15 protein-coding genes are annotated in these 22,598 nt (G+C 66.3%); 11 read left to right on the forward strand and 4 right to left on the reverse strand.

The window, feature by feature from the left end:
- Nucleotides 1–30: 30 nt before the first annotated feature.
- The 3 genes from AC2YHA_RS12995 to AC2YHA_RS13005 all read right to left on the reverse strand — a co-directional run bounded on the left by AC2YHA_RS12995 (nt 31) and on the right by AC2YHA_RS13005 (nt 2,743).
- Complete coding sequence (locus AC2YHA_RS12995; RefSeq protein WP_487401914.1) at nt 31–858, reverse strand: MBL fold metallo-hydrolase; 828 nt, start codon at nt 856–858, stop codon at nt 31–33.
- Nucleotides 859–1,223: 365 nt separating this feature from the next.
- The gene (locus tag AC2YHA_RS13000; protein WP_487401915.1) at nt 1,224–2,162 is read right to left on the reverse strand and encodes an alpha/beta fold hydrolase; all 939 of its coding nucleotides are present in this window, start codon (nt 2,160–2,162) and stop codon (nt 1,224–1,226) included.
- Nucleotides 2,163–2,359: 197 nt separating this feature from the next.
- Complete coding sequence (locus tag AC2YHA_RS13005; protein WP_487401916.1) at nt 2,360–2,743, reverse strand: VOC family protein; 384 nt, start codon at nt 2,741–2,743, stop codon at nt 2,360–2,362.
- Nucleotides 2,744–3,035: 292 nt separating this feature from the next.
- On the opposite strand from AC2YHA_RS13005, the gene AC2YHA_RS13010 reads away from it, so the two are divergent.
- The 10 genes from AC2YHA_RS13010 (at nt 3,036) to AC2YHA_RS13055 (ending at nt 19,589) form a co-directional block, all read left to right on the forward strand.
- The gene (locus tag AC2YHA_RS13010) at nt 3,036–3,887 is read left to right on the forward strand and encodes an SDR family oxidoreductase (RefSeq protein WP_487401917.1); all 852 of its coding nucleotides are present in this window, start codon (nt 3,036–3,038) and stop codon (nt 3,885–3,887) included.
- Between the two features lie 41 nt (nt 3,888–3,928).
- Nucleotides 3,929–5,170, forward strand: a complete 1,242-nt coding sequence (locus AC2YHA_RS13015; RefSeq protein ID WP_233784488.1) for a ferritin-like domain-containing protein — start codon at nt 3,929–3,931, stop codon at nt 5,168–5,170.
- A gap of 1,547 nt (nt 5,171–6,717) precedes the next feature.
- The gene (locus AC2YHA_RS13020; protein ID WP_487401918.1) at nt 6,718–7,437 is read left to right on the forward strand and encodes a response regulator transcription factor; all 720 of its coding nucleotides are present in this window, start codon (nt 6,718–6,720) and stop codon (nt 7,435–7,437) included.
- An 845-nt stretch (nt 7,438–8,282) separates the two neighbouring features.
- A complete protein-coding gene (locus AC2YHA_RS13025; protein ID WP_487401919.1) occupies nt 8,283–9,053 on the forward strand; it encodes a hypothetical protein in 771 nt (256 codons plus the stop codon).
- A 239-nt stretch (nt 9,054–9,292) separates the two neighbouring features.
- Nucleotides 9,293–15,346, forward strand: coding sequence for a hypothetical protein (locus AC2YHA_RS13030; RefSeq protein ID WP_487401920.1), 6,054 nt, complete (start codon nt 9,293–9,295; stop codon nt 15,344–15,346).
- A gap of 34 nt (nt 15,347–15,380) precedes the next feature.
- Nucleotides 15,381–15,806, forward strand: coding sequence for an outer membrane protein assembly factor BamE domain-containing protein (gene bamE / locus AC2YHA_RS13035; RefSeq protein ID WP_487401921.1), 426 nt, complete (start codon nt 15,381–15,383; stop codon nt 15,804–15,806).
- A gap of 19 nt (nt 15,807–15,825) precedes the next feature.
- Entirely contained in the window at nt 15,826–16,356 is a 531-nt protein-coding gene (locus AC2YHA_RS13040) for an OmpH family outer membrane protein (protein WP_487401922.1), read from the forward strand.
- Between the two features lie 122 nt (nt 16,357–16,478).
- Nucleotides 16,479–17,489 carry a zinc-binding alcohol dehydrogenase family protein gene (locus AC2YHA_RS13045; RefSeq protein WP_487401923.1) on the forward strand — a complete coding sequence of 337 codons (1,011 nt, stop codon included), beginning with the start codon at nt 16,479–16,481 and terminating at the stop codon, nt 17,487–17,489.
- A gap of 10 nt (nt 17,490–17,499) precedes the next feature.
- Nucleotides 17,500–18,792 (forward strand): L-fucose:H+ symporter permease, encoded by a 1,293-nt coding sequence (gene fucP, locus AC2YHA_RS13050; RefSeq protein ID WP_487401924.1) that lies wholly within the window; start codon nt 17,500–17,502, stop codon nt 18,790–18,792.
- Entirely contained in the window at nt 18,792–19,589 is a 798-nt protein-coding gene (locus AC2YHA_RS13055) for an IclR family transcriptional regulator (RefSeq protein ID WP_487401925.1), read from the forward strand. Before fucP ends, AC2YHA_RS13055 begins: the two co-directional genes overlap by 1 nt.
- Here AC2YHA_RS13055 and AC2YHA_RS13060 read toward each other — a convergent pair.
- Nucleotides 19,586–21,097 carry a UxaA family hydrolase gene (locus AC2YHA_RS13060; protein WP_487401926.1) on the reverse strand — a complete coding sequence of 504 codons (1,512 nt, stop codon included), beginning with the start codon at nt 21,095–21,097 and terminating at the stop codon, nt 19,586–19,588. The genes AC2YHA_RS13055 and AC2YHA_RS13060 overlap by 4 nt on opposite strands.
- Before the next feature lie 111 nt (nt 21,098–21,208).
- On the opposite strand from AC2YHA_RS13060, the gene AC2YHA_RS13065 reads away from it, so the two are divergent.
- Complete coding sequence (locus AC2YHA_RS13065) at nt 21,209–22,594, forward strand: hypothetical protein (protein ID WP_487401927.1); 1,386 nt, start codon at nt 21,209–21,211, stop codon at nt 22,592–22,594.
- Nucleotides 22,595–22,598 lie beyond the last annotated feature (4 nt).

A 22,598-nucleotide genomic window follows, 5' to 3' on the forward strand; every position in this document is an offset into this window, starting at 1 on the left:
CCTCCGGTTCGACCCTGATCAGACGAGCGATCAATAATCCCAGAAGGCCGGCACCCAGCGGAAGGCGTCGCCGTCGACCGCCACCCGGCCGACGGACGGGAACGGCAGGTGGGTGGCCACCAGTTGTTCGCCGGTCGCTGCCAGCTCCTTCAAAAGATCGATCCGGACGCGAGCTGCCTCCGCCGGATCGTGTTCGAAGCCGTTGTACCAGTCGGGATGCTCGAACCCGACCGCGAACACGGCGTCACCGGCGAAGGTCAACCGATCGCCGCCGGACGTCACGCGGACCACGCTGTGTCCGGGCGTGTGGCCGCCGGTGCGATGGACGACCACGCCCGGCGCCACCTCATGCTCGTCATCGAACAGCCGCAGCTGGCTGCGGTACTCCTGCGCGAACCGCTTGGCGGTCGCCCGCAGCGCATCCGGAAACCCCGCCGGCATGTTGACATGGGTGAAGTCGGGCGCCTCCCAGAACTTGACCTCGGCGGCCGCCACATGGATCCGCAGGTCCGGACGCAGCCGATCCTTCACCCCGTCGACGAGGAGTCCGCCAACATGATCCATATGCATGTGGGTGAGCACCACATCCGTCACGGACGCGAGATCGATGCCTGCAGCCTCCAGTCGCTTGATCAGCTGCCCCGCCCGCGGCAGGTTCAGGTCCGGATCCAGGCCCAGCCCGGCATCGACGAGGATGATCTGGTCGCCGCTGCGGACCACGACCGCGTTCAGCGACCAGTCGAAAGCGTCCGGCGGCAGGAACATGCCGTTCAGCCAGGCCGCCCGGTCGCCCGGATCGGCATTGTATCCCAACATCTCGGTCGGGAGCGGCAGCACTCCATCGCTGACCACCAGCACGTCGATCTCCCCGATCCGCACCGCGTAGCGTGACGGAACCAGTTCTTCGGGGCCGGGCCTCATGGGGCGTGAGGCGATGTCTAGGCTCATGTTCGTCTCCTGCTGATTGCCGTCTACACACGGCATCCGCGGCGATAATATTTGGGCACGCATGCGGTCGATCGGGCCAAGGGAGAGGGCCGGCCACGCCCCGGTATAGGTTCTGTCGCCGTTGCCGGGTGTCGACTAGCCGGACGAAGAGATCGCATCGAAGCTATGCTTGAGCGCGAGTTTGCCATCGTGGACATGACCTCCATCGTGGAGACAATCCATGAACCAGGGCATGTCGGCGCTGCCTATTGGGGAAGCTCTCGTTCTTGAACTTCTCAGCGCTTCTCGATGAAGGCCTGGACGAGTCGAACCGTTGCGGCAGGGTTCTCCTGCATGACCCAGTGACCGGAGTTCGGGATCAGTCCGGCGGTCACATCGGAAGCAGCGGCACGCATGATGTCCGCCATTTGCATGCCGAGACCCTTTTCCGCGCCCAACGCCAGCACGGGCATCGCCAGCTTTCCGTGAGCGGCCACCCATGCCCGGTTGTCGCCCGCATCCTGATCGAAGGCACGATATTGCTCGAACACGGAATGCATCGCACCGGGGAGCGCATAAAGCGCGGCATAATGGCGTCGCGACCGTTCCGTAAAACGCTCTGGGTTCGCCGAAAATTCGTTCCAGAAGCGATCGAGATAGATGCGCTCGCGCCCCTTCACGAGCCGCTCCATGTCGGGGCCGCCAAAACGGAAATGCCAGGTCGCCGGGCTCTTTACGATCTCTTCCCACGAGCCGATCCCGGGGATCGGCGCATCGATCACTACGAGCTTGGTAACACGGTCCGGGTATTTTTCCGCAAAGGCAAAGGCGACCATGTTGCCAACATCATGTGCAACGATGTCGGATTGCACGACTTTCAGCGCGTCCATTACCTCCGCGATGTCGGTAGCCTGGTTCATCTTCGAGAAGCCGCCCGCCGGCTTCGACGACCGACCCATGCCGCGAAGATCAGGCACGATGACGGTGTGATTCCGGGCCAGGCCTGCAGCCAGCGGAGCCCACATATCGCCACTTTCGCCAAAGCCGTGGAGCAGGACAATCGCCGGCCCGCTGCCGCCAACGCGCACGTGGATCGTCACGCCATTCGCGTCGATCTCCTCCGTGCGGAATTCGGCCGGATAGGGCAGCTCCTGTGCCTGAGCGGGTGCGGATACCGCCAGCAAAGCAGCCGCCATGCAAGCGAATGGGAACTTGATCAAAAGGCGGTCGGGCAAGCTCGTCTCCTCCGGCAGGCCGGTTTCGTACGGTGCCGACGCCCTCAAGGCATCTATTCCAAGGCAGTGCCTCGCCCCCCACAATGGCATGTCGCCACCTGGCGGAACGCGCTGGGGACCCGATGCAGCGCCTGGCCAAGGAGGTGCGGATCACGTCCCTTTGCCGGAACGGCTGCACGAGAAAAACACGATCGGCGTCAATTGGCGTTACCGCTGGTAAGGTGCAGGATGTTGCCGTCGGGATCCTTGAACCAGATCACGCTGAACGCGCCGCTGACATGAACTCCGTCAACGACCCTGTCGAAGCCGTCGGGATATTCGTCCAGCGTCACCCCTTTAGCACGCAGGTCCGCGGCGATTGTCTCAAGTTCGTCGCCGACCGCCCAGACGACGGCATTTGCCTGATTGGTGCCTGCATAGTCGCTGAAATAGACGTTGAGCTTTGTCGCACCGGTTCCGAAGACGAAGCCGTTGCCGTGGTCGGCGACCAGCGGCAAGCCAAGTATCCTGCCATAGAAGTCCTTGGCCCGAGCGAGATCGGCGCACGGCACGATCGCCGACGATGCATGATCCTTGAGCATGTCCGTATCCTTCAGGTGATGGGCAGTTCCAGCGACGATCGCTCGCGCACTTCAAATTAAACTCGGCCGTTCGACACCGGCTCCTCAAGCTGATCCGGCGCTCGCGCCGAGCCGTGGCGTCTTTGCGGCGCGAATGCTCCGATCGCATCTGCCAAATGGCAGCACCCGACCTCGCCCAAGGGTGTGGTCCGCCTGCCGATTGGCGAGCGCCATGCAATCCTCGGGATGATGGCCGCGATCCACCCAACCGCGCCATTTTTCTCGTTGTCGCCGACAGGAAGGGGCAGCCCGCATGAAGATCGTCGTCATTGGTGGAACCGGCCTGATCGGATCGAAGATCGTCGCCTCGCTCGTCGGGCAAGGTCACGACGCGCTTGCCGCGGCGCCGAACACCGGTGTGAACACGCTGACCGGCGAAGGTCTCGACCGCGCGCTGGACGGATCGGACGTGGTCGTCGACGTCTCGAACTCGCCCTCGTTCGACGACAAGCCGGCAATGGACTTCTTCCTGACCGCAGGGCGGAACATCGCCGCGGCGGAGAAGACCGCCGGCGTCCGCCACCATGTCGCGCTGTCGGTGGTGGGGACCGATCGCCTGCAGGACAGCGGCTATTTCCGCGCGAAGCAGGTCCAGGAATGGCTGATCAAGGATTCGGGCATCCCCTGGACGCTCCTGTACGCTACGCAGTCCTTCGAATTCCTCCGCAGTATCGCGCAGTCCGCCACCGAAGGGGATTTGGTCCGTCTCCCTCTGGCGCACTTCCAGCCGATCGCGGCACAAGAGGTCGCGGCTACGGTAGTCGAGACGGCGCTCGCAAGACCGATCGACGACATAGTCGAAGTGGCCGGACCCGAGGTTTTCCGCATCAACGAGCTGGTCGCGCGCTTACTCAGGCATGATGGCGATCCGCGGCGCGTGGTTGCCGATCCCGAAGCGCCCTATTTCGGCGTCAGGCTTGCCGATGACACGCTCCTCCCCGGGGCGGGCGCGCGCCTTGGCGCCATAGATTTCGACCGGTGGATCGCCAACCTACCCTCTCGGGACGGGCGTGCCCCCGTCGAGGTGGGCCGCGCCTCGCACGCGCTGATGGTCTCGCGTCCTGATGAGGTCGCTGCGCCGATCGAGGCGGCGGCAGGCGAGTAGCCAAGCCTGACGGACATACTGAAACCCCGGAGAGCGTAATCATGGTGATCCCGAAAGACAGTTTCCCGGTCACACGGGAGGCATTGCTGCACGCGCTGTACGAAGCGGCGGAGCTCGAGCAGAACCTGATGTGCACCTATCTCTACGCCGCCTTCAGCCTGAAGGCCGGCGAGGCGGAAGGATTGAGCGCGTCCGAGGCGGAAGCCGTGGCGCGCTGGCGTCATACGATTCTCGGTGTCGCGGTCGACGAGATGAGCCATTTGGCGGCGGTCTGGAATCTCACCTCGGCACTGGGCGGAGCGCCGCGGTTCGGCCGCACCAACTTCCCGCTCGAGGCCGGCTATCTGCCGGCGAACATCGTCGTAAAGCTCGCTCCCTTCAGCGAAGACGTAATCCAGCACTTCATCTATCTTGAGCGGCCCGACACGTCCGATGAGCCGGACGGTGAAGGATTTGCGGCACCGGTGACCGGCCCCCGCACGCCGGCCGCGCTGCGCCTGACGCCCACTGGTTTCGACTACGCCACGATCGGCGACTTCTACCAACGCGTGGAATCGGACTTGCGGGCGCTTGTCGCCGCATTGGGAGAGAAGACCGTCTTCTGCGGGGATCCTGCGCTCCAACTCACCGAAGCGGAGAACCGTCTCAAGGGCGCCAGGGCGGTCACCGATCTCGACAGCGCGCTGGCGGCGCTCACCGAGATCGTGGTGGAAGGCGAAGGCGCTCCGGACCACCGGGAGAATTCGCACTTCGCGCGCTTCCTGGCGGTACGATCGGAGCTGCGGCAGCTCAGGGCTGCGAACCCCGATTTCGCGCCGGCACATCCTGCCGCGGTCAATCCTGTTCTGCGCAAGCCTCCCCATCCCGATGGAAAAGTCTGGCTGGAGAATGCCGAAGCCGTCGCCACCGTCGACGCAGCGAACGCTATTTATGCGTTGGCACTCCGCCTTCTTGCCGGAGCTTATGCCGTTCCTCGACCGGATCCCCGTAAAGCGACCTACGTCGCCTGCGCGGTCGGGCTGATGCACGCCATCGGCGCAATGGGCGAGCGTGCTGCTCGCTTGCCTGCCGGTTCCTCGCATCCCGAATGCAAGGCGGGGATCTCGTTCACGGCACCGCGCGAGGCTGCCTCGCTTCCCCAAGGGACTAGCGCGCACGAGATATATACCGAGCGCCTCGATCAATTGCTGACTGCTGTCGAGGCGATGGACCCGGCCGATCCAAATTGTGTTCGGGTTGCGCAGATCCTGCAGAGCCAAGCCGATCGCCTTCGTGCCTTATGAAGGATCGAGCAGCGATAACGGCGTGTGTCGCGACCCAAGCTTTCGGCCAATCTCGATCACAGACCAACTGGCGAACAGCGTCAGCTTTCGGGCAGAGCCACGAGGATGCGGAATGACCGCTATGAGGCGCGTGGCCGTCAGATCCGGGTGTCCACGGTCGAGCGTTCGCTCACGCCCCAGTTGCGGACGCTTTCGTCTTCGTGCAGCCTTCCCGAAAGCGGACGGAGTTGGTTGATCGTATGTGGTGGAAGCTCGGGATTCTCGTAATCGTGACGGCCGGACTGATCTTTTTCATCATCCCAATCCGCACCCACGCCGTTTTGTTCGATCCGGCCAACCCGCCACCACCGACGCGGTGGACCTTATCGTCCGCTGTTTCGAATATGTATTTGACCCCCGGCGCCATCGCTCTGATCTGTGCGGTTCTAGCAGTGGCGGGCTATTTAGCTTTCAGGATCGTGCGTAGCGGTTAGTCGGAGCAGCGTCCGCTTACTTCGCTAAGACGCAAATGCCGCACGTCGGCAATCCACCCAATAACGGACGGTCGATCGTCACCTGAACGAACGGCAGGTTTCGGGATCGCGGGCGACCCGGCGGAATGACCGAAATGAGGGCGCAAAGCGGTCGTCAGCGGTTCACCGGTACAGAGATTCCCCAATGATTTGAGTGCCCACCAAATTCACGCCGGGCGCGCCAGTTTTCTGCGGTTTTTGAAGATTGCCCGTTCGGCCCTGTGGCAGTTATGTAATCGTAACGACCCAAATCGCGTTGCAACCGAGCTGCCAGTGAGCGTCGGCATAGACCGCAACAAGCAGAAGCTCTTTGAATTTCGAGACCGTCTAGCAGGTCGAGACCTTGGCAAACTCTACGGCCAGGTTTTTCTCATTACACAAGAAGAACCTCCCCACCGAGGCTTCGGTAAGAGCGATCAAATTGCTCCTTCAACGAGGTTTCCGCGCGCAAGGCAGCATCGCCGTCAGGCAGCGGTCGCGAGCGTAGGAGTAACCGCCATCGCAACTTCGCGGCCGGGGGAGGCAGGCATTTGCACGCGCGATCGACTTCGTGGTCGGCGAGCGCCTCGCCGAATGGACGAAGGTAGGAGGACGGGCGTCTCTCCAGCTCACCCAGAAAGGACTGACGCCGCCAGCGAAATCGAAAAGGTCGAGGACAGCCGCCGCCTCAAGGCTGCTGAGGAAAGCCAATTCCACTCGCGAACTCTCAGGCGGCCGCGTAACAGCGTGGAGATCGCGAATGCTTGGCCTTGGCGAGCCAAATCAAGATAGATAGGATAGTATCCTTGTCTACTCAATTGTAAAATAAGTTAAAAAATATGAGAGCGCTAACTGTTCCTTAGCTCAAATTTCCTTCAATATCGCTGCCAAGCAAAGGATCGGCGATGTGCAGGCCCGTGATGTGCGTATCAAGGTTGCTGGACGCGGCGAGCGCCTCTACCGCCCCAACAGCCAAATCATCATAAGCATCTGATCATGCAGCGAATTCCAGTTTGCTCGCCGCGCCGGTCCCTACCCATGAACATGGTGGCTTGAATGCGTATCATCGTTCTTGAAGAGGGGGCGGGTTCCGATGAGCCGTTGCACAAACGCCTGCGGCGTGAGGGCTTCGAGGCCGAAGGCGCCGGGTCGGCGCTGGAGTTCTATCGAAGCATAGCGATGGACAGCTATGACATCGTCGTGATCGATGCCGGCCCGTCCGATCAGGTCGGGCTGGAGATCGCGTCCTGGCTGCGCCGAAAGGGCGGTGTCGGCATCATTCTGCTTACCGTCGGCAACCGGCCGCAGGATCGGATCGGAGCGTTCGAGAGCGGCGTCGATCTCCACCTGGCGAAACCAGTCGCCGGCGATGAGCTGGTTCACGGGGTGCACAGCCTCGCCCGGCGGATCGTCCGCGGCGAAATGCGTGTTCCGGCACCCGTGACAGCGGAGCCGCGCTGGTTCTTCGATCCGGTCCATTGGACGCTGCAGGCTCCGAACCGAAGACTGGTGAAGCTGACCGCTGTGGAAACGCGGTTCGTCCAGCGGCTGCTGATCCAATCCGGTGCGGTGATCGCGCGTGCGGAGCTTCGCGCGGAGCTCGGTTACGGCACCGACCAGGCCGGCGACAAGAATCTGGACGCCGTGATCCGCCGGCTCAGGCGCAAGATCGAAAAGGCGACCGGCGATCCCGCCCCGATCCAGACCGTGCATGGCCGCGGCTACCTCTTCTCCGCTCCGATCCGGCTGGAACGGCGCAGGACGCCCGCCCGCTAGCGTTCCGCAGAAGCCGCGTTACCGTTCTCCGCCATATCGGAGTCGATCTCCGATCCGGCCCTTCTTGGCATTCGCGCACGCCATCGATCACCCGAGTCGTCGGCTCGCATGCGCTTATTCGCAACAAAATGTCTGTCAAAGAACAGTAGAATTTAGTAGGAAATAGTATCCAATCGTATACGGCTGACGGCCGCTAGCTAATTCCTACTTGGTTTATTACAGATTTACTAACGCCGATTGAAAAATTTTGTAACACCATATTGAACTTCTCCCGAAGATGGACCTAGTCTGAATGCGTCCGATCTGGATAAAGGGGCGAATCATTGCGAAAGCAGGGTTTCGCACGAATCCATCCTCTTTGACGGGTCGATCATAGACGTCAGTCTGGCAACAAGGGGGTTTGTCTGCATGACCGAACGATCTTCCAAGGTCTGCACTTCGTCGCATCAAGAAGAACGCGCGGACGTCTCTCGTCCGCGGGCCCGGCGCCTGGTTGCCGCCGTGCTCGCCATCTCCCTCGCCGCCGGCGCATCGGCCGAGACCCGGCCGCCCTCCGCGGCCAAGGCTCCCGCAGGCAACGTCAACGTCTTTCAGGAGCAGGCGGGGCGGGCTGGGCGTGCGCAAGTGCGCCAATCTCTTCGCCGCAATGGGCCAGAGGCAGACTTCGGATGAATTGGGGAGGGGCGGGACGAGCTGAGGCTCGTCGCGCCACTCCCGATCGGACTGAACTGAATTTCTGAATTTCGTGGAAGCGTCCTCGCACCTCGGGGCGGCGGGGAAACTGTGTCTGTTCGCTCCGTGCCATCGGTCGAGGTGCCGTGGCCAGTTCAACAAGGGGAAGTGGCATGTCCGGATTTGAGTCGCAGAATGTTCGTCGCGCCCGCTTTGCCGCGAACTGGGTCGTCGGCGCCGAGGGCGCGAGCTGGTCGCAACGCCGCCGGCTGATGGCGGTGCTGCGCCGCGCGCATCGGGTGCTTGGGGTGAACCGCGACAAGCTCGGGCTTGGCGGGCTCGGCACGACGAATCCGTCTAGCGCCGCAGCGGCGGCATCGGGCCTTCCGCTTGCGCTGACAGGCAAGACGGGCCTTTTCTCCGGCGTAGCGTTGGCCGCGCTGAGCGTTGTCGCCACCCCTCAAACGGCTTTCGCGCAGGTCGCCATTGGCAATGGGGTCAACACCAATGCCGCCACCTGCTCCAACCCCTCTGCAACTGTACCGGCTAGTGTTGCTATCGGTTGTGGCAGCAGCGCCACTGGCAGTGGCTCAACCGCCGTGGGAACGGGCGTGGCGGTCAGCGGCAATAATACCATTGGTCTCGGAACCAGCGTCACCGTGACCACCGCCGGTGGGATCGGGCTGGGCTATAGCCTCACCTCCAATGGCCTCAATGCGATAGCTATTGGTTTTAATACGAACGCGACCGGCATCAACGCCCTCGCCGTAGGCGGAGCCGCGCGCGCCAGCGCGGAGGGATCAAGCGCCTTTGGCGTCAACTCCTTTGCAAACGGCGCGGGGGCGACTGCCATCGGCAACGGGGCCAATGCCACCGGCGTCGCTACGGCGGTAGGCGTGGCAAGTCAGGCAACCAGCGCCATTCTGTCGCTATCGGCAGCGTGAGCCAAGCTACGGACAACGCCGCCACCGCCGTCGGCAATGGCGCTCGGGCGACGGGGAACAGCTCGCTCGCACTCGGAGCGCAAGCGCTGGCCATTGGTGGCAGTACGGTTGCTGTCGGTCAGGGCGCCGGCGCCGGATCGACTACCGGTAATGCCAGTTCCATTGCGGTGGGCATTGCGGCCGGCACGCTCGTCAGTGGTGGACAGAATACCGCGGTTGGCGGAGGTGTCCCAAGCGTCTTGAGAGGCGCTGGTTCCGGCGTCACGGGGACGCGCAACGTCGCCCTCGGAAGCGGCAATGGCGCCGTCACCTACGACGGTACGCTTTCCGCCTCGGCAGGCAATCTGGTCACGGGCAGCGACAACGTCGCGATCGGAACCAATGCCGGCATCGGCGTGGCTGCCAACTCGACGACATCGATCGGCATCAATGCCCTGGCCAGCCAGACCAACGGCACCGCCGTTGGCAGTGGAGCCACTGCCAGCGGCATAAACGCCGTCTATCTGGGCGCGCGCACCGGAGCCGCGACGGGCGCCCTCGCTGAGAGCGCCATCGCCATCGGCACGGACGTGACGGCAAACGTGTCCGACGCCACCGCGATAGGACGTGAAAGCGTGGCATCGGCTCAGTTCGCAACCGCGATCGGGGTAAATTCTCGGGCGTCGGGCATAAGCTCGGCAACGCTCGGTCCCAACGCAGACGCTTCGGGCAACTTCGCACTGGCACTGGGCAATGCTGCTGTGTCGAGTGCAATTGGCTCGGTCGCAATTGGGTCGGGCGCCCAAGGTACGGCCAATGCCGCCGTAGCGCTCGGCAACGGTACCCGAGCGACCGTCGCGCGCTCGACCGCGCTGGGGGTTAGCTCACTGGCGAGCGGAACGAGCGCGCTGGCCGTAGGCGACACCGCGAACGCGAACGCCGCGCGCGCAACAGCGCTGGGCATTAACGCATCAGCGGGCGGAGGAGGCGCGCTGGCCGTGGGTGACACCACGAACGCAACCGTCGCGCGCGCAACCGCGCTGGGCATTAGCGCATCAGCGAGTGGAACCAGCGCGCTGGCCGTGGGCGACACCGCGAACGCAAGCGCCCAGAATGCGATCGCGGCCGGAACGAATGCGGTCGCCAATTCCGCGAGTGCGGTCGCCATCGGCACCAACTCGACCGCGACGGGCGGCCGCGCCGTGGCCGTTGGTGCCGGCAACACCGCCAACGGCAACGGCGCGGTGGCGATCGGCGATCCCAATACCGCTAGCGGCAACGGCGCGATCGCGAGCGGTCTGGACAATACCGCGACCGGCAACGGTTCGGTTGCGATGGGCAACACCAACATGGTCGGCGGCGGCGGGCAGGCGGTGAGCACGCCCGGCACGGCGGCGCAGGGCGCGGTCGGCATCGGCTATCAGAACCAGGTGGTCGGCCAGGGCGCCGTGGCGCTGGGCAGCACCAGCAAGGCGTTGGCGGCCGGCGCCCTTGCGTTCGGCGATACGGCGGTCGCCAACACCGACCAGAGCGTCGCGATCGGCTCTAATTCGACCGCGACGGGCGGAAGCGCCATCGCCATCGGACGGATCAGCGTCGCGAACGGGACGAACGCGATGGCATTCGGTGCCGGCGCCAACGCGCTTGCCAACACCGCGCTGGCGCTCGGAAACTCGGCCGTCGCCAACAACTTCGGCGACGTGGCGCTGGGCGGCGGTTCGACCACCGACGTCGCGGTCGGCACGGCCAGCGTCACGCTCGGCGGCACGGTCTATAATTTCGCCGGCGCCACGCCGACGAGCACCGTCAGCGTCGGCACCGCCACCAACAAGCGGACCATCACCAACGTCGCCGCCGGCCGCATCAGCGACACCTCGACCGACGCGATCAACGGTTCGCAGCTCTATGCCACCAACCAAGCGCTTTCGGCAGCGATCGCGGGCGCGGCCAGCCACTATTACAGCGTCAACGATGGTGGCAGCCCCAACGGCAACTACAACAACGACGGCGCGAGCGGCATCAATGCCTTGGCGGCGGGCGTGCAGACCGTGGCCAGCGGCGCCAATTCGGCAGCGGTCGGCGTAACCTCAACCGCCTCGGCCAACGGCGCCTTCGTCTTCGGCAACAACTCGACCGCCTCAGGCGTCAATTCGCTCGCGCTGGGCACCAGCACTGTCGCGAACCATCTCAATAGCATTGCGGTCGGCACGCAGGCCCAGGCGTCGGAGGACGGGGCCACGGCGATCGGCACGCTCGCCCAGGCCAGCGGCGGCAGCAGCGTCGCGCTTGGCACCGGTGCCAACGCGAGCGGGCTGGAAGGCGTCGCGATCGGCAATCTGACCCAGGCGACCGCCACGAACGCGACCGCCCTCGGCAACCAGATCGTCGCCGCGGGCGAAGGCAGCGTCGCGATCGGGTCGAACACCGGGCTGGCCGTCGATGCGGCCTCGACCAACGGTGTCGCGATCGGCTGGGGATCGAAGGTCGCCAATGCGCCGTCCGGCGTCGCCCTCGGCGACACGGCGAGCGCCGGAGGCGCCAACGCCCTCGCGCTCGGCACGGGTGCGCAGGCGCAGGCGCTCAATACGATCGCGCAGGGCACCAATGCCAGGGCGGCGCTCTCCGACTCGATCGCGCTGGGCTCGGACGCAGCAGCCAATGGATCGAGCAACGTCGCGATCGGCCGCGCCTCGAGCACGACCGGCGGCGGCAGCGTCGCGGTGGGCAACCTGGCCAATGCGGCGGACTTCAGCGCGGCGCTGGGCAGCCGTGCCCGGGCGCTCGGACCCTCGAGCGTGGCGGTGGGCGATCAGTCGGTCGCATATGGCACGCTCGCGACGGCGCTCGGCACGAGCGCGCAGGCAGGCGCGACCGACGGCTCCACCTCGCGTGACGTGGCGCTCGGCTTCAGCGCGAAGGCCACCGGCGGCGACAGCATCGCGCAGGGCAGCAGCGCGGTGGCTGCCGGTGACAGCGCCGTCGCCATCGGCAACGGCGCGCAGGCGAACGCCCAGAATTCGATCAGCATCGGCAAGGGCAACGTCGTGAACGGCGTCGGGTCGGCCGCGATCGGCGACCCCAACACGGTCAACGGCAACGGTTCCTATGCGCTCGGCAACAACAACACGATCAACTCCAACAACAGCTTCGTCGTCGGCAGCAACGTGAACGTCGCCGCCGGCCTCGACGGCGCAGTGGCGCTGGGCGCGGGCAGCACGGTGACGGCGTCGAGCCCGACGCCGAACGCGACGATCAACGGCACGGCCTATACCTTCGCCGGCGGCAGCCCGGCGGCGGGTGCGGTGGTGAGCGTCGGCGCGGTCGGGGCGGAGCGGCAGATCCAGAACGTCGCGGCGGGCCGGATCAGCGGCGGTTCGACCGACGCGATCAACGGGTCGCAGCTCTATGCCACCAACCAGGCGGTCGACAATCTCGGCACGCAGGTGACCAACCTCGACGGCCGCGTGACGACAATCGAGGGCGATCTTACCAACATCACGACCGGCGGCGGGATCAAGTATTTCCACGCCAACTCGGCGCTGCCGGACAGCCAGGCACTGGGGACGGACTCGGTCGCGATCGGTCCCAATGCAGTGGCCAATAACGCCGGCGATGTCGCGATCGGCCTGAATGCCGTGTCGGGCGCCACCACCGCGGTCGGCGGGGCGACGATCGGCGGCACCGCCTACACCTTCGCCGGGGCGACGCCGAGCGGGGCCTTCTCGATCGGCGCGGCCGGGGCCGAGCGGCAGATCCAGAATGTCGCGGCCGGACAGTTGAACGGAGGCTCGACCGACGCGGTCAACGGCTCCCAGCTGTTCGCGACCAACCAGAAGGTGGACCAGAACACCACCGACATCGCCAACCTCGACGGCCGCGTGACCACGGTCGAGGGCGACGTGACCAATCTCGACGGTCGCGTGACGACGATCGAGGGCGATCTCACCAACATCAACAACGGCGGCGGGATCAAATATTTCCACGCCAACTCGAGCGATCCGGACTCGCAGGCGCTTGGGACGAACTCGGTGGCGATCGGCCCCAATGCGGTGGCCAACAACGCCGGCGACATTGCCCTCGGCAGCGGCTCGACCACGGACGTTGCGGTGGCCACGGGCGGCACGACCATCAACGGCACCGCCTATACCTTCGCGGGGACGACGCCCACCTCGACGGTGAGCGTCGGCGCGGCCGGAGCCGAGCGGACCATCACCAACGTCGCCGCCGGACGGGTCGACGGCGGTTCGACCGACGCGATCAACGGCTCGCAGCTGTTCGCCACCAACCAGGCGGTCGACGGCCTCGGCACGCAGGTGACCAATCTCGGCAATACCGTCACCAACCTGGGCAGCACCGTCACCAATCTCGACGGCCGGGTGACGACCGTCGAGGGTAGCCTCACCAATCTCGGCAACACGATCACCAACATCGCCGGGGATACCACCTCCATCTTCACCGACGCGAACGGTGACGGCATCCGCTACGCCCGCACCAACGAGACGGGCCTCGCGCCGACCGACGCCTTCGCCCAGGGGGTAGGATCGACGGCGCTCGGCTATCAGGCGCAGGCGAGCGCCGGCAATGCAGTGGCGCTGGGCCGCGGCGCCCAGGCCACCGTCGACGGATCGCTGGCGCTCGGCGCCGGCTCGGTCGCGGATCGCGCCCTGGCGCCGACCGTCGGTCAGATCCCGGCGACCACCGGCTACATTCCCTACAATACCAGTGATCAGACGCTGCTCGGCGCCATCTCGGTCGGAAGTGCCGGTGCCTATCGCCAGATCACCAACGTCGCCGACGGCACCCAGGCGCAGGATGCGGTGACGATCCGTCAGCTGGCGGGGGCGCTGTCGTCCTTCGCGGTGACGCCGATCATGTATTTCCATGCCAACTCGACGGCGGCGGATTCGCTGGCGATTGGCCAGGAATCGGTCGCGATCGGGCCGCAGACCGTGGTCAACGGCAACAACGGCATCGGCATGGGCAATGGCGCGATCGTCCAGGCGACCGCGCCGGGCGGCACGGCGATCGGTCAGAACGCGCAGGTCGCCCAGGCCGACGCCATCGCCCTCGGTACCAATGCCCAGGGCAACGGCATCCAGTCGGTCGCGATCGGCGCTGGCGCCAACGCCACCCACTCGGGCAGCGTCGCCCTCGGGGCTGGGTCGCAGACCAGCGTCGGCTCGGAGAGTGGCTATGCCGCCTATGGCCTCACCGCGCCGCAGAACTCGGCTGGCGAAGTTTCGGTGGGCAGCGCGGGCGCCGAGCGGAAGGTCACCAACGTCGCCGCCGGCTCGGCGGCGACCGATGCGGTCAACGTCAGCCAGCTTCAGGCGGTCGACAGCAAGGTGACCAACCTCGACAACCGCGTCACCAACGTCGACAACCGGGTGACCGAGGTCGCCAACAATGTCACCAACCTCGGCGACAGCGTCGCGAACAGCTTGGGCGGCGGCTCGACCTATGATCCGACCACGGGCACGGTGACCACCCAACTCAACGTCGGCGGCAACACCTACAACAACGTCAACGACGCGCTGCAGTCGCTGAATCAGACGGCGAGCGCGGGCTGGAACATCCAGGCCAACGGCGGTCCGTCGACCAACATCGGGTCGAACGGCACGCTCAACGTCACCGCCGGCTCTAACACCGTCGTGACCTTGAACGGCAACCAGCTCCAGGTCGGGGTGGTCGACAATCCGACCTTCGCCGGCATGGTGACGGCGAACGGCGGACTCACCGTCGGGGCCAACACCAGCGTCAACATGGGCGGCAACGTCGTCCAGAACGTCGGCGCGGGCGCGGTCAACGCCACCTCCACCGATGCGGTCAACGGCGCGCAGCTCCATCAGGTGCAGCAGGTCGCCAACAATTCGGTGCAATATGACGCCGACCATAATTCGGTGACGCTCAATCCGGGCGGGTCGGCGGCGACCATCCACAATGTCGCGGCCGGCGTCGCGCCGACCGACGCGGTCAACGTCCAGCAGCTCAACGACGGACTCTCGAAGACGCTGCAGTCGGCCAATGCCTACACCGACCAGAAGGTCGCCGGGATCCAGTACGACCTCTCGCAGGTCCGGCGCGAGGCCAATGCCGGAACCGCGGGCGCGCTCGCCGCGGCAGGCATGCCGCAGGCGTTCGAACCGGGCCGCGGGATGCTGGCGTTCGGCGGCGGCACCTATCGCGGCCAGTCGGCATTCGCGCTCGGCCTGTCGCGGGTGATGGACGACGGCGTGACCGTGGTGAAGGCAGGCGCCACCTACGACACCCAGCAGCATGTCGGTGCCAACGTCGGCGTCGGCTTCCAGTTCTGATCCTCGTGAACCCCATCATCTCAAGGAGGACACAATGACACTCAGGCTCCTCGCCCTTCCGCTTCTGGCCACCCTCGGTCTCTCGCCGGCCATCGCCGGGGAGAAGGCCGGCACCACCTCGGCTTATGTCGGCAGGGTCGATCCCAGCGCGTTCCACCCGACGCCGCTCGAGCACAAGAAGCTGGGCGTGGTCGTCGATCCCGCCGCGGTCCGGATGATCACGCCGGGCGTCGACAAGTTCACCGTCTACCGGCTGATCGGCACGCCCCACTTCGACGAGGGCATCACCCGGCGATGGAACTATGTGCTGTTCTTCCCCACCGCGCCGGGGAGCACGGAGCGGGTGCGTTGCCGGATGGAGATCCGCCTCACGCGCCAGCGCGGCCTCTACAACGTCTCCGTGTCCGAGGTGATCTGGCAGGACCAGGCCTGCGCGGACCGGGTTGCGGCCGCCGACTGATTGGGCGAGAGGCGGCGGCATGCGCTCGATCAGCCTCATCGCCGCCTCCCTGTTTGCCTGCGCCGCGATGCCGGCGCAGGCCCAGACCTTCGGCCCGCCGATCCAGGGCCTGTGCCTGCTGTCGCGCGCCGGCGCGATTGCGGCCTCCCGCGCCGGCCAGTCGATGCAGGCGCAGCTCAAGCAGATGCAGGGCTCGCTGAACGGCGACCTCGCGCAGCGCCGCGCGGCACTCGATCAGCAGCGCCGGCAGCTCGAGGCGCGGCAGAGCGCAATTGCGCCGATCGAGTATCAGCGTCAGCTCACCGCCCTCAATCAGCAGGCGCAGACGCTCGAGCAGCAGCAGAACGCGCGTTTCATCGCCGCCCAGCAGCGCGGCCAGCAGCAGATCGACGGCGCGCTCGGCCAGGCGCTCAGCCGCGTCGTCACCCGCACCGCCTGCAGCGTCGTCATGGAGCGCGACCACGCCTATGGCTGGAACAACGCGATGGACGTAACCGGGGCGGTGACCAAGGAAATGGACGCGATCCTTCCCGCAATCGCGCTGCAATAGGTCGTGCGGCCACGCCCGCGCCTCACGTCAAATCCCGCGCGTCGCGATTTCTCTTGCGCGGCGGCACGGCTGCTATAGGCTAAAGACGCTTTCATATGTGAAATTGCGGAGACGGAGAGGCGATGAGGGCAATCGTGTGCGAGCAGCCGCGTCGGCTCGACATCACGGAGCGCCCGATTCCCGCTCGCGGGCCGGGCGAGGTACTGATCCGCATCCGCCGGGTCGGCCTGTGCGGCACCGATTATCACATCTTCGCCGGCGACCAGCCCTTCCTCAGCTATCCGCGCGTGATCGGGCACGAGCTCGCCGGCGAGGTCGCCGAGGCGGACGAGGACAGCGGGCTCCGGCAGGGCGAACTCGTCACGATCAATCCCTATCTCGCCTGCGGCGACTGCGTCGCCTGCCGCAAGGACAAGCCGAATTGCTGCGTGGCGATCCAGGTGCTCGGCGTGCATGCCGACGGCGGCCTGTGCGATTATCTCGTCGTTCCCGAACGAGCGGTGATCCCGGTGGGCTCGCTGACGCTCGATCAGGCGGCGATGGTCGAGTTCCTGTCGGTCGGCGCCCATGCGGTCCGTCGCGGCGAGGTGCAGTCGGGCGACCGGGTGCTGGTGGTCGGCGCCGGGCCGATCGGCGTTGCGGTTGCGCTGTTCGCCGCGCAGACGGGAGCGGCGGTGACGCTCGCCGACACGAGCCGTCAGCGACTGACTTATGCGCGCGACACGGTCGGCATCGCCGATGTCGTCGCGGTCGACGACGATCTCGACGCGATGCTCGCTTCTCGGACCGACGGCGATTTCTTCGACGTCGTGTTCGACGCCACCGGCAACCGCGCGGCGATGGAGCGCGGGTTCGGCTTCGTCGCCCATGGCGGCAGCTATGTGCTGGTCGGCCTCACCAAGCAGGCCGTCGCCTTCGCCCATCCCGAGTTCCACAAGCGCGAGATGCGCCTGATCGGCAGCCGCAATGCGACGGCGGAGGATTTCCGCGTGGTCATCGCCGCGATCGAGAGCGGAGCGATCCCGACGGAGGCGATCATGACCCACGCCTTCCCGCTCGCGGAGGTTCCCGAGCGGATTCCGGCGCTGATCGATGAACAGGGATCGGTCATGAAGGCGATCGTGACGGTATAGGGAAGAGAGAATGGCAGGCACCAGCATTCCCATCGGCACGGATAAGTCGCCAGCGCCGCGCGGCGCCTTCATCACGCCCGGCTATCTCGCCGGCTTCGCGCTTGTGACGAGCCTGTTCTGCCTGTGGGCGATCGCCAACAATTTCAACGACATCCTGATCCGCCAGTTCCAGAAGGCGCTCGACCTCAACCGTGCCGAGGCGGGGTTCATCCAGTTCGTCTTCTACCTCGGCTATTTCACCATGGCGCTGCCGGCCGGCCTGCTGATGCGGCGGTTCGGCTATCGCGCCGGCATCCTCGCCGGGCTCGGCCTCTATGCCTCAGGTGCGCTGCTCTTCTATCCCGCGGCCGAGGTGCGCCAATACGCCGTGTTCCTGACTGCGCTGTTCGTGATCGCATCGGGCGCGGCGTTCCTGGAGACCGCGGCCAACCCCTATATCGTCGCGTTCGGCGACCCGAGCCGCGCCTCGCAGCGGCTCAACTTCGCGCAGGCGTTCAACGGCTTCGGCGGGTTCATCGCGCCGATCATCGGCGGCCGGTTCATCTTCTCCGGAGTCGAGCACAGCCGGGGTCAGCTCGCGGCGATGGCCCCCGCCCAGCTCGAGGCCTATCGCCTCGCCGAGGCGCGGATGGTGCAGGGGCCTTACCTCACGCTGGCATGCGTCGTCGTCCTCCTCGCGATTGCCGTGGCTCTCGTCCGCCTGCCGGAGATCGGCGCGGGCCCGGCACGGCAGACCGAACGCACCTCGCTGTGGCAGGTCCTGAAGGTCCCCAGTCTGGCGGGCGCGGTGGCGGCGCAATTCTTCTACGTCGGCGCACAGGTCGGCATCTGGAGCTTCTTCGTCGATTTCGTGAAGGAGCTGGTGCCGGCGACGCCGGAGCGCACCGCCGCCTATCTGCTGTCGGTCAGCCTGATCCTGTTCATGTCGGGCCGCTTCATCGGCACGCTGCTGATGCAGCGGATCGCGGCCAGGCGGCTGCTCCTGGTGTTCGCGCTGGCCAACATCGCGCTCACCGCCGTCGCCATCGTCGCGTCCGGATGGGTGGCGGTGGCAGCGCTGGGGCTCACCAGCTTCTTCATGTCGATCATGTTCCCGACGATCTTCTCGCTCGGCGTCAAGGACCTCGGCGACAAGGCGATGCTGGGATCCTCGCTGATCATCATGGCGATCATCGGCGGCGCGGTGTTCCCGCCGCTGATGGGGTTGGTCTCGCACTGGGCGGGGACGATCCAGGCTGCGGTCGCGCTGCCGCTGGCCTGCTTCGTCGCGGTCGCGGTCTATGCGCGGGCCCGGACGGTGTGATGAGCGGCGACCGGCAGCCCAGGGCGCTCAAGAACACCTATTCGGCGCCTGCGCTCGAAAAGGGTTTCGACGTGTTCGAGCTGCTCGCGGACCATCCCGACGGGCTGACGCTGTCGGAGATCGCCTCCGGGCTTGGCCGCTCGATCAGCGAGCTGTTCCGGCTGATCGTGGTGATGGAGCGCCGCGGCTATCTCCGCAAGGAGCCGGAGTCGGACCGTTACCGGGTCACCTATCGCGTGCTCGACCTCGCGCATCGCGCGACGCCGGTGCAGGACCTGACCCATGTCGCGGCGCCGGTCATGTATGACCTCGCACACGCCGTCGGTCAGTCCTGCCACCTCGTCGTCCCGGCGGAGGGGCAGGGGCTGGTGGTGTTGCGGCAGGAGAACCCCGGGCCAACCGGTTTCAGCGTCCGGCGCGGCGCTGCAATCGATCTGTTCAGCAGCTGCTCGGGGAACCTGCTGCTGGCGCTGACCGATCCGGATCGGCGCTTCGCGCTGCTTGGCCCGCGCGCCGAGGAGGCGGAGACCGTGCTGCCGAAGCTGGAACCGACGCTGGCGGCGATCCGTGCGCGCGGCTTCGAGCGGCGGCCGAGCGCAATGACCTATGGCGTTGTCGACATCAGCTATCCGGTGTTCGGCTTCGACGGCCGGCTGGCGGCGGCGCTCACCATCCCGTTCCTCGAGCGTATCGACGGATCGCAGCCGGTCGCGATCGACGCGAGCCAGGAGCACCTCGCCGCCGCCGCCCGTACGATTTCAGCGGGCCTGGGCTGGTTCGGGCGCAGCGACGGCTAGACCGTCACGCCCTGCTTCCACAGCGCGATCTCGCGCTCGCCGTTGCGTTCCGAGCGGGTCGGAGCGCCGGATGCCGTGGCGACGACCAGATCGAGCAGCCGCCCGGTCGCGTCCTCGGCGCTCTCGCCTGCGAGCAATGTGCCGGCGTCGAAATCGATCCAGTTGGGCTTGCGCTCCGCCAGCGCGCTGTTCGACGCGATCTTGAGCGTCGGTGCCGGAAAGCCCATCGGCGTGCCGCGGCCGGTGGTGAACAGGATCACCGTCGCCCCCGCAGCGGTCAACGCGGTCGAGGACACCGCGTCGTTGCCCGGCGCCTCGAGCAGTGTCAGCCCGTGCGCGCCGACCCGCTGGCCGTAGCGCAGCACCTCGACCACCGTCGAGCGGCCGGCCTTCTGCACGGCGCCGAGCGATTTCTCGTCGAGCGTGGTGATCCCGCCTGCCTTGTTGCCGGGCGAGGGGTTCTCGTAGATCGGCTGGCCGTGGGCGATGAAATAGCCCTTGAAATCGTCGACCACGCTCCGGATCTTCTCGAACACATCCTCGTCGCGCGCTCGGGCCATCAGGATGCGTTCGGCACCGAAGATCTCGGGGATTTCGGTCAGCACTGGCGTGCCGCCCGCTGCGGCGACCGCATCGGCGACGCGGCCGACCAATGGGTTGGCGGTGACGCCGGAGAAGCCGTCCGAGCCGCCGCACTTGAGGCCGATCACCAGCTCCGACAGCGGCACCGGCTCGCGCCGGTCCTGCTCGGCGCGGGCGACCAGCTCTTCGATCATCGCCAGGCCGGTCTCATATTCGTCCGCCACCATCTGCGTAGTGAAGGAACGGACGCGATCGGGAGCGAGATCGGTCGCTTCGGCGAGCAGCGCGCCGAGCTGATTGTTCTCGCAGCCGAGCCCGACGATCAGCACGCCGCCGGCATTGGGATGCTGCGCCAGCGCGGCGAGCATCTGCCGCGTGTGCGCGAGATCGTCGCCGAGCTGCGAACAGCCATAGGGATGCGGAAAGGCGTGGATGCCGTCGACGCGCCCGGCGAAGCGCGCGTTGGCGAGCTCGGCGAGCCGCCGCGCGGTCGCGCCGACGCAGCCGACGGTGCAGAGAATCCAGATCTCGTTGCGCGTGCCGACGCGGCCGCTCTCGCGGCGATAGCCGAGGAAGGTGCGCGGCGGCGCGGCGGTCGCCTCCTCCTCACCGGCGGCAGGGCGGAACTCATAGGTCTCGACCCCGTCGAGCAGCGTCGCGACGTTCTGGACGTGGACATGCTCGCCCGCGGCGATGGCGCGGGTGGCGCGGCCGATCGGCCAGCCGAACTTCAGCACCTCCTCGCCTTCGCCGATCGGACGGATAGCGATCTTATGGCCGGTCGGAATCTCGTCCCGCACCTCGATCGGCCCGTCGGGCGCGGCGACCCGCTCGCCCGGAAGGAGGTCGCGGAGCGCGGTGGCGACATGATCGCGCGCGTCGACACGATGGATGGCGTGCGGTGCGGCTTCGAGCGTGAGAGTCATCGTGGTCCTGGAATGGGAACGGCTGGGGAAATGTCAAATGCCCGTTGGGCAATGACCGGCCCGCGGACAATTTGAGATGTTATAATCGCGAATTGAGATATTAGCTACTGTATGAAGCGACGCGACCTGCTCCATGCTCTGGCTGCCACTGGTGTTTCGGCTGCGCTGCCGCGGGCCGCGTCTGCCCAGACCGAGGGTGAGATATCGATTGGCGCCCAGGCGACCGGACCGACAATCCCGCCGGACTATGTCGGGCTTTCCTATGAGGCGGCGCAGCTCGCCAATCCCGATTTCTTCGCGCCCGCAAATGCGGCCCTGGTCACGTTGTTTCGGGAGCTGTCGCCGTCGGGCGTCCTGCGCATCGGCGGCGGATCGAGCGAATATACGCGCTATTCCGATGCCGATCCCGCCGGCCCGCCGCCGTTCGAGATCTTCGGCCCCGACACCTCCAAGACCGTCAAGCACGGCACCGTCACCAGCGCCCGCGCGCTCCGCAATCTGCGCGGCTTTCTCGATGCGGCCGGATGGCGGTGTCTCTATGGCCTCAACTTCGGGCAGGGCAGCAGGGAGAATGCCGCGATCGAGGCGGCCGCGGTTCAGCGCACCCTTGGGGATCGCCTGATCGCGCTCCAGATCGGTAACGAGCCCGACTCGTTCCGCCGGCGCTACCGCCCGGCCGGATGGACGCCGGACGACTTCATCCGCGAATGGCGCAACTTTCACGATGCGGTCGCCGCCGCGGCGCCGGGCGTGAAGTTCGCCGGCCCCGATATCTCGAACAAGCTCGATTATCTCACCGCCTTCGCCGCCGAGGCGCTGCGCCATCCCGACGTGATCATGCTGAGCGGCCATTATTATGCGATGGGCCCGGCCGGCTCGCCCGACGCGACGCTCGACCAGTTGATGGAGCCCGACCCGAAGACGGCGACGATGCATCTCGCCGGCATGGATGTGGTGCGCGATGCGATGCGGACCGCTGGGCTGCCCTTCCGCATGACCGAGGGCGGTTCGTGCTGGGACGGCGGCAAGCCGGGAGTGTCGGATACGCTGGCCTCGGCCTTGTGGTGCGCCGACGCGATGCTCCGCTTCGCCCGGCAGGGCTGGATCGGGGTCAACTGGCACGGCGGCGGCAACGGCTTCTATACGCCGATCGCCGGGGCGCCCTCGACCGGATTCACGCGCCGGCCGCAATATTTCGGCATCCAGTTCGCGCAGCTGCTGACGGGCGCCCGCTTCCTGCCGCTGACGGCGAGCGGTCTCGATCCCCATGTCACTGCCTATGCGCTGCAGCAGGATGGTCGGCGCCGGCTCGCGGTCATCAACAAGGCCGAGAGATCAGCCCGGATCACTCTTCCCGGGGCCGTAGGCGCGAAGGCGGAGATGCTGACCGGCCCGGCGCTCGACAGCAAGGAGGCGACCTCGCTTCGGACCTTCGCCGTCGTGCCGACGCGGACCATTACGGTGCCGCCGCACACGGCAATGCTGTTCGGCCTTTAGAGGC

It is taken from the genome of Sphingomonas sp. SRI_018, from assembly GCF_057586275.1.

Coding starts and splice junctions, on each gene's coding strand:
- AC2YHA_RS13005 (WP_487401916.1), bottom strand. CDS start 2,743: ATGCTCAAGGATCATGCATCGTCGGCGATCGTGCCGTGCGCCGATCTC.
- AC2YHA_RS13015 (WP_233784488.1), top strand. CDS start 3,929: ATGGTGATCCCGAAAGACAGTTTCCCGGTCACACGGGAGGCATTGCTG.
- bamE (WP_487401921.1), top strand. CDS start 15,381: ATGACACTCAGGCTCCTCGCCCTTCCGCTTCTGGCCACCCTCGGTCTC.
- AC2YHA_RS13025 (WP_487401919.1), top strand. CDS start 8,283: ATGTCCGGATTTGAGTCGCAGAATGTTCGTCGCGCCCGCTTTGCCGCG.
- fucP (WP_487401924.1), top strand. CDS start 17,500: ATGGCAGGCACCAGCATTCCCATCGGCACGGATAAGTCGCCAGCGCCG.
- AC2YHA_RS13065 (WP_487401927.1), top strand. CDS start 21,209: ATGAAGCGACGCGACCTGCTCCATGCTCTGGCTGCCACTGGTGTTTCG.
- AC2YHA_RS13010 (WP_487401917.1), top strand. CDS start 3,036: ATGAAGATCGTCGTCATTGGTGGAACCGGCCTGATCGGATCGAAGATC.
- AC2YHA_RS13045 (WP_487401923.1), top strand. CDS start 16,479: ATGAGGGCAATCGTGTGCGAGCAGCCGCGTCGGCTCGACATCACGGAG.
- AC2YHA_RS13055 (WP_487401925.1), top strand. CDS start 18,792: ATGAGCGGCGACCGGCAGCCCAGGGCGCTCAAGAACACCTATTCGGCG.
- AC2YHA_RS13060 (WP_487401926.1), bottom strand. CDS start 21,097: ATGACTCTCACGCTCGAAGCCGCACCGCACGCCATCCATCGTGTCGAC.
- AC2YHA_RS13020 (WP_487401918.1), top strand. CDS start 6,718: ATGCGTATCATCGTTCTTGAAGAGGGGGCGGGTTCCGATGAGCCGTTG.
- AC2YHA_RS13040 (WP_487401922.1), top strand. CDS start 15,826: ATGCGCTCGATCAGCCTCATCGCCGCCTCCCTGTTTGCCTGCGCCGCG.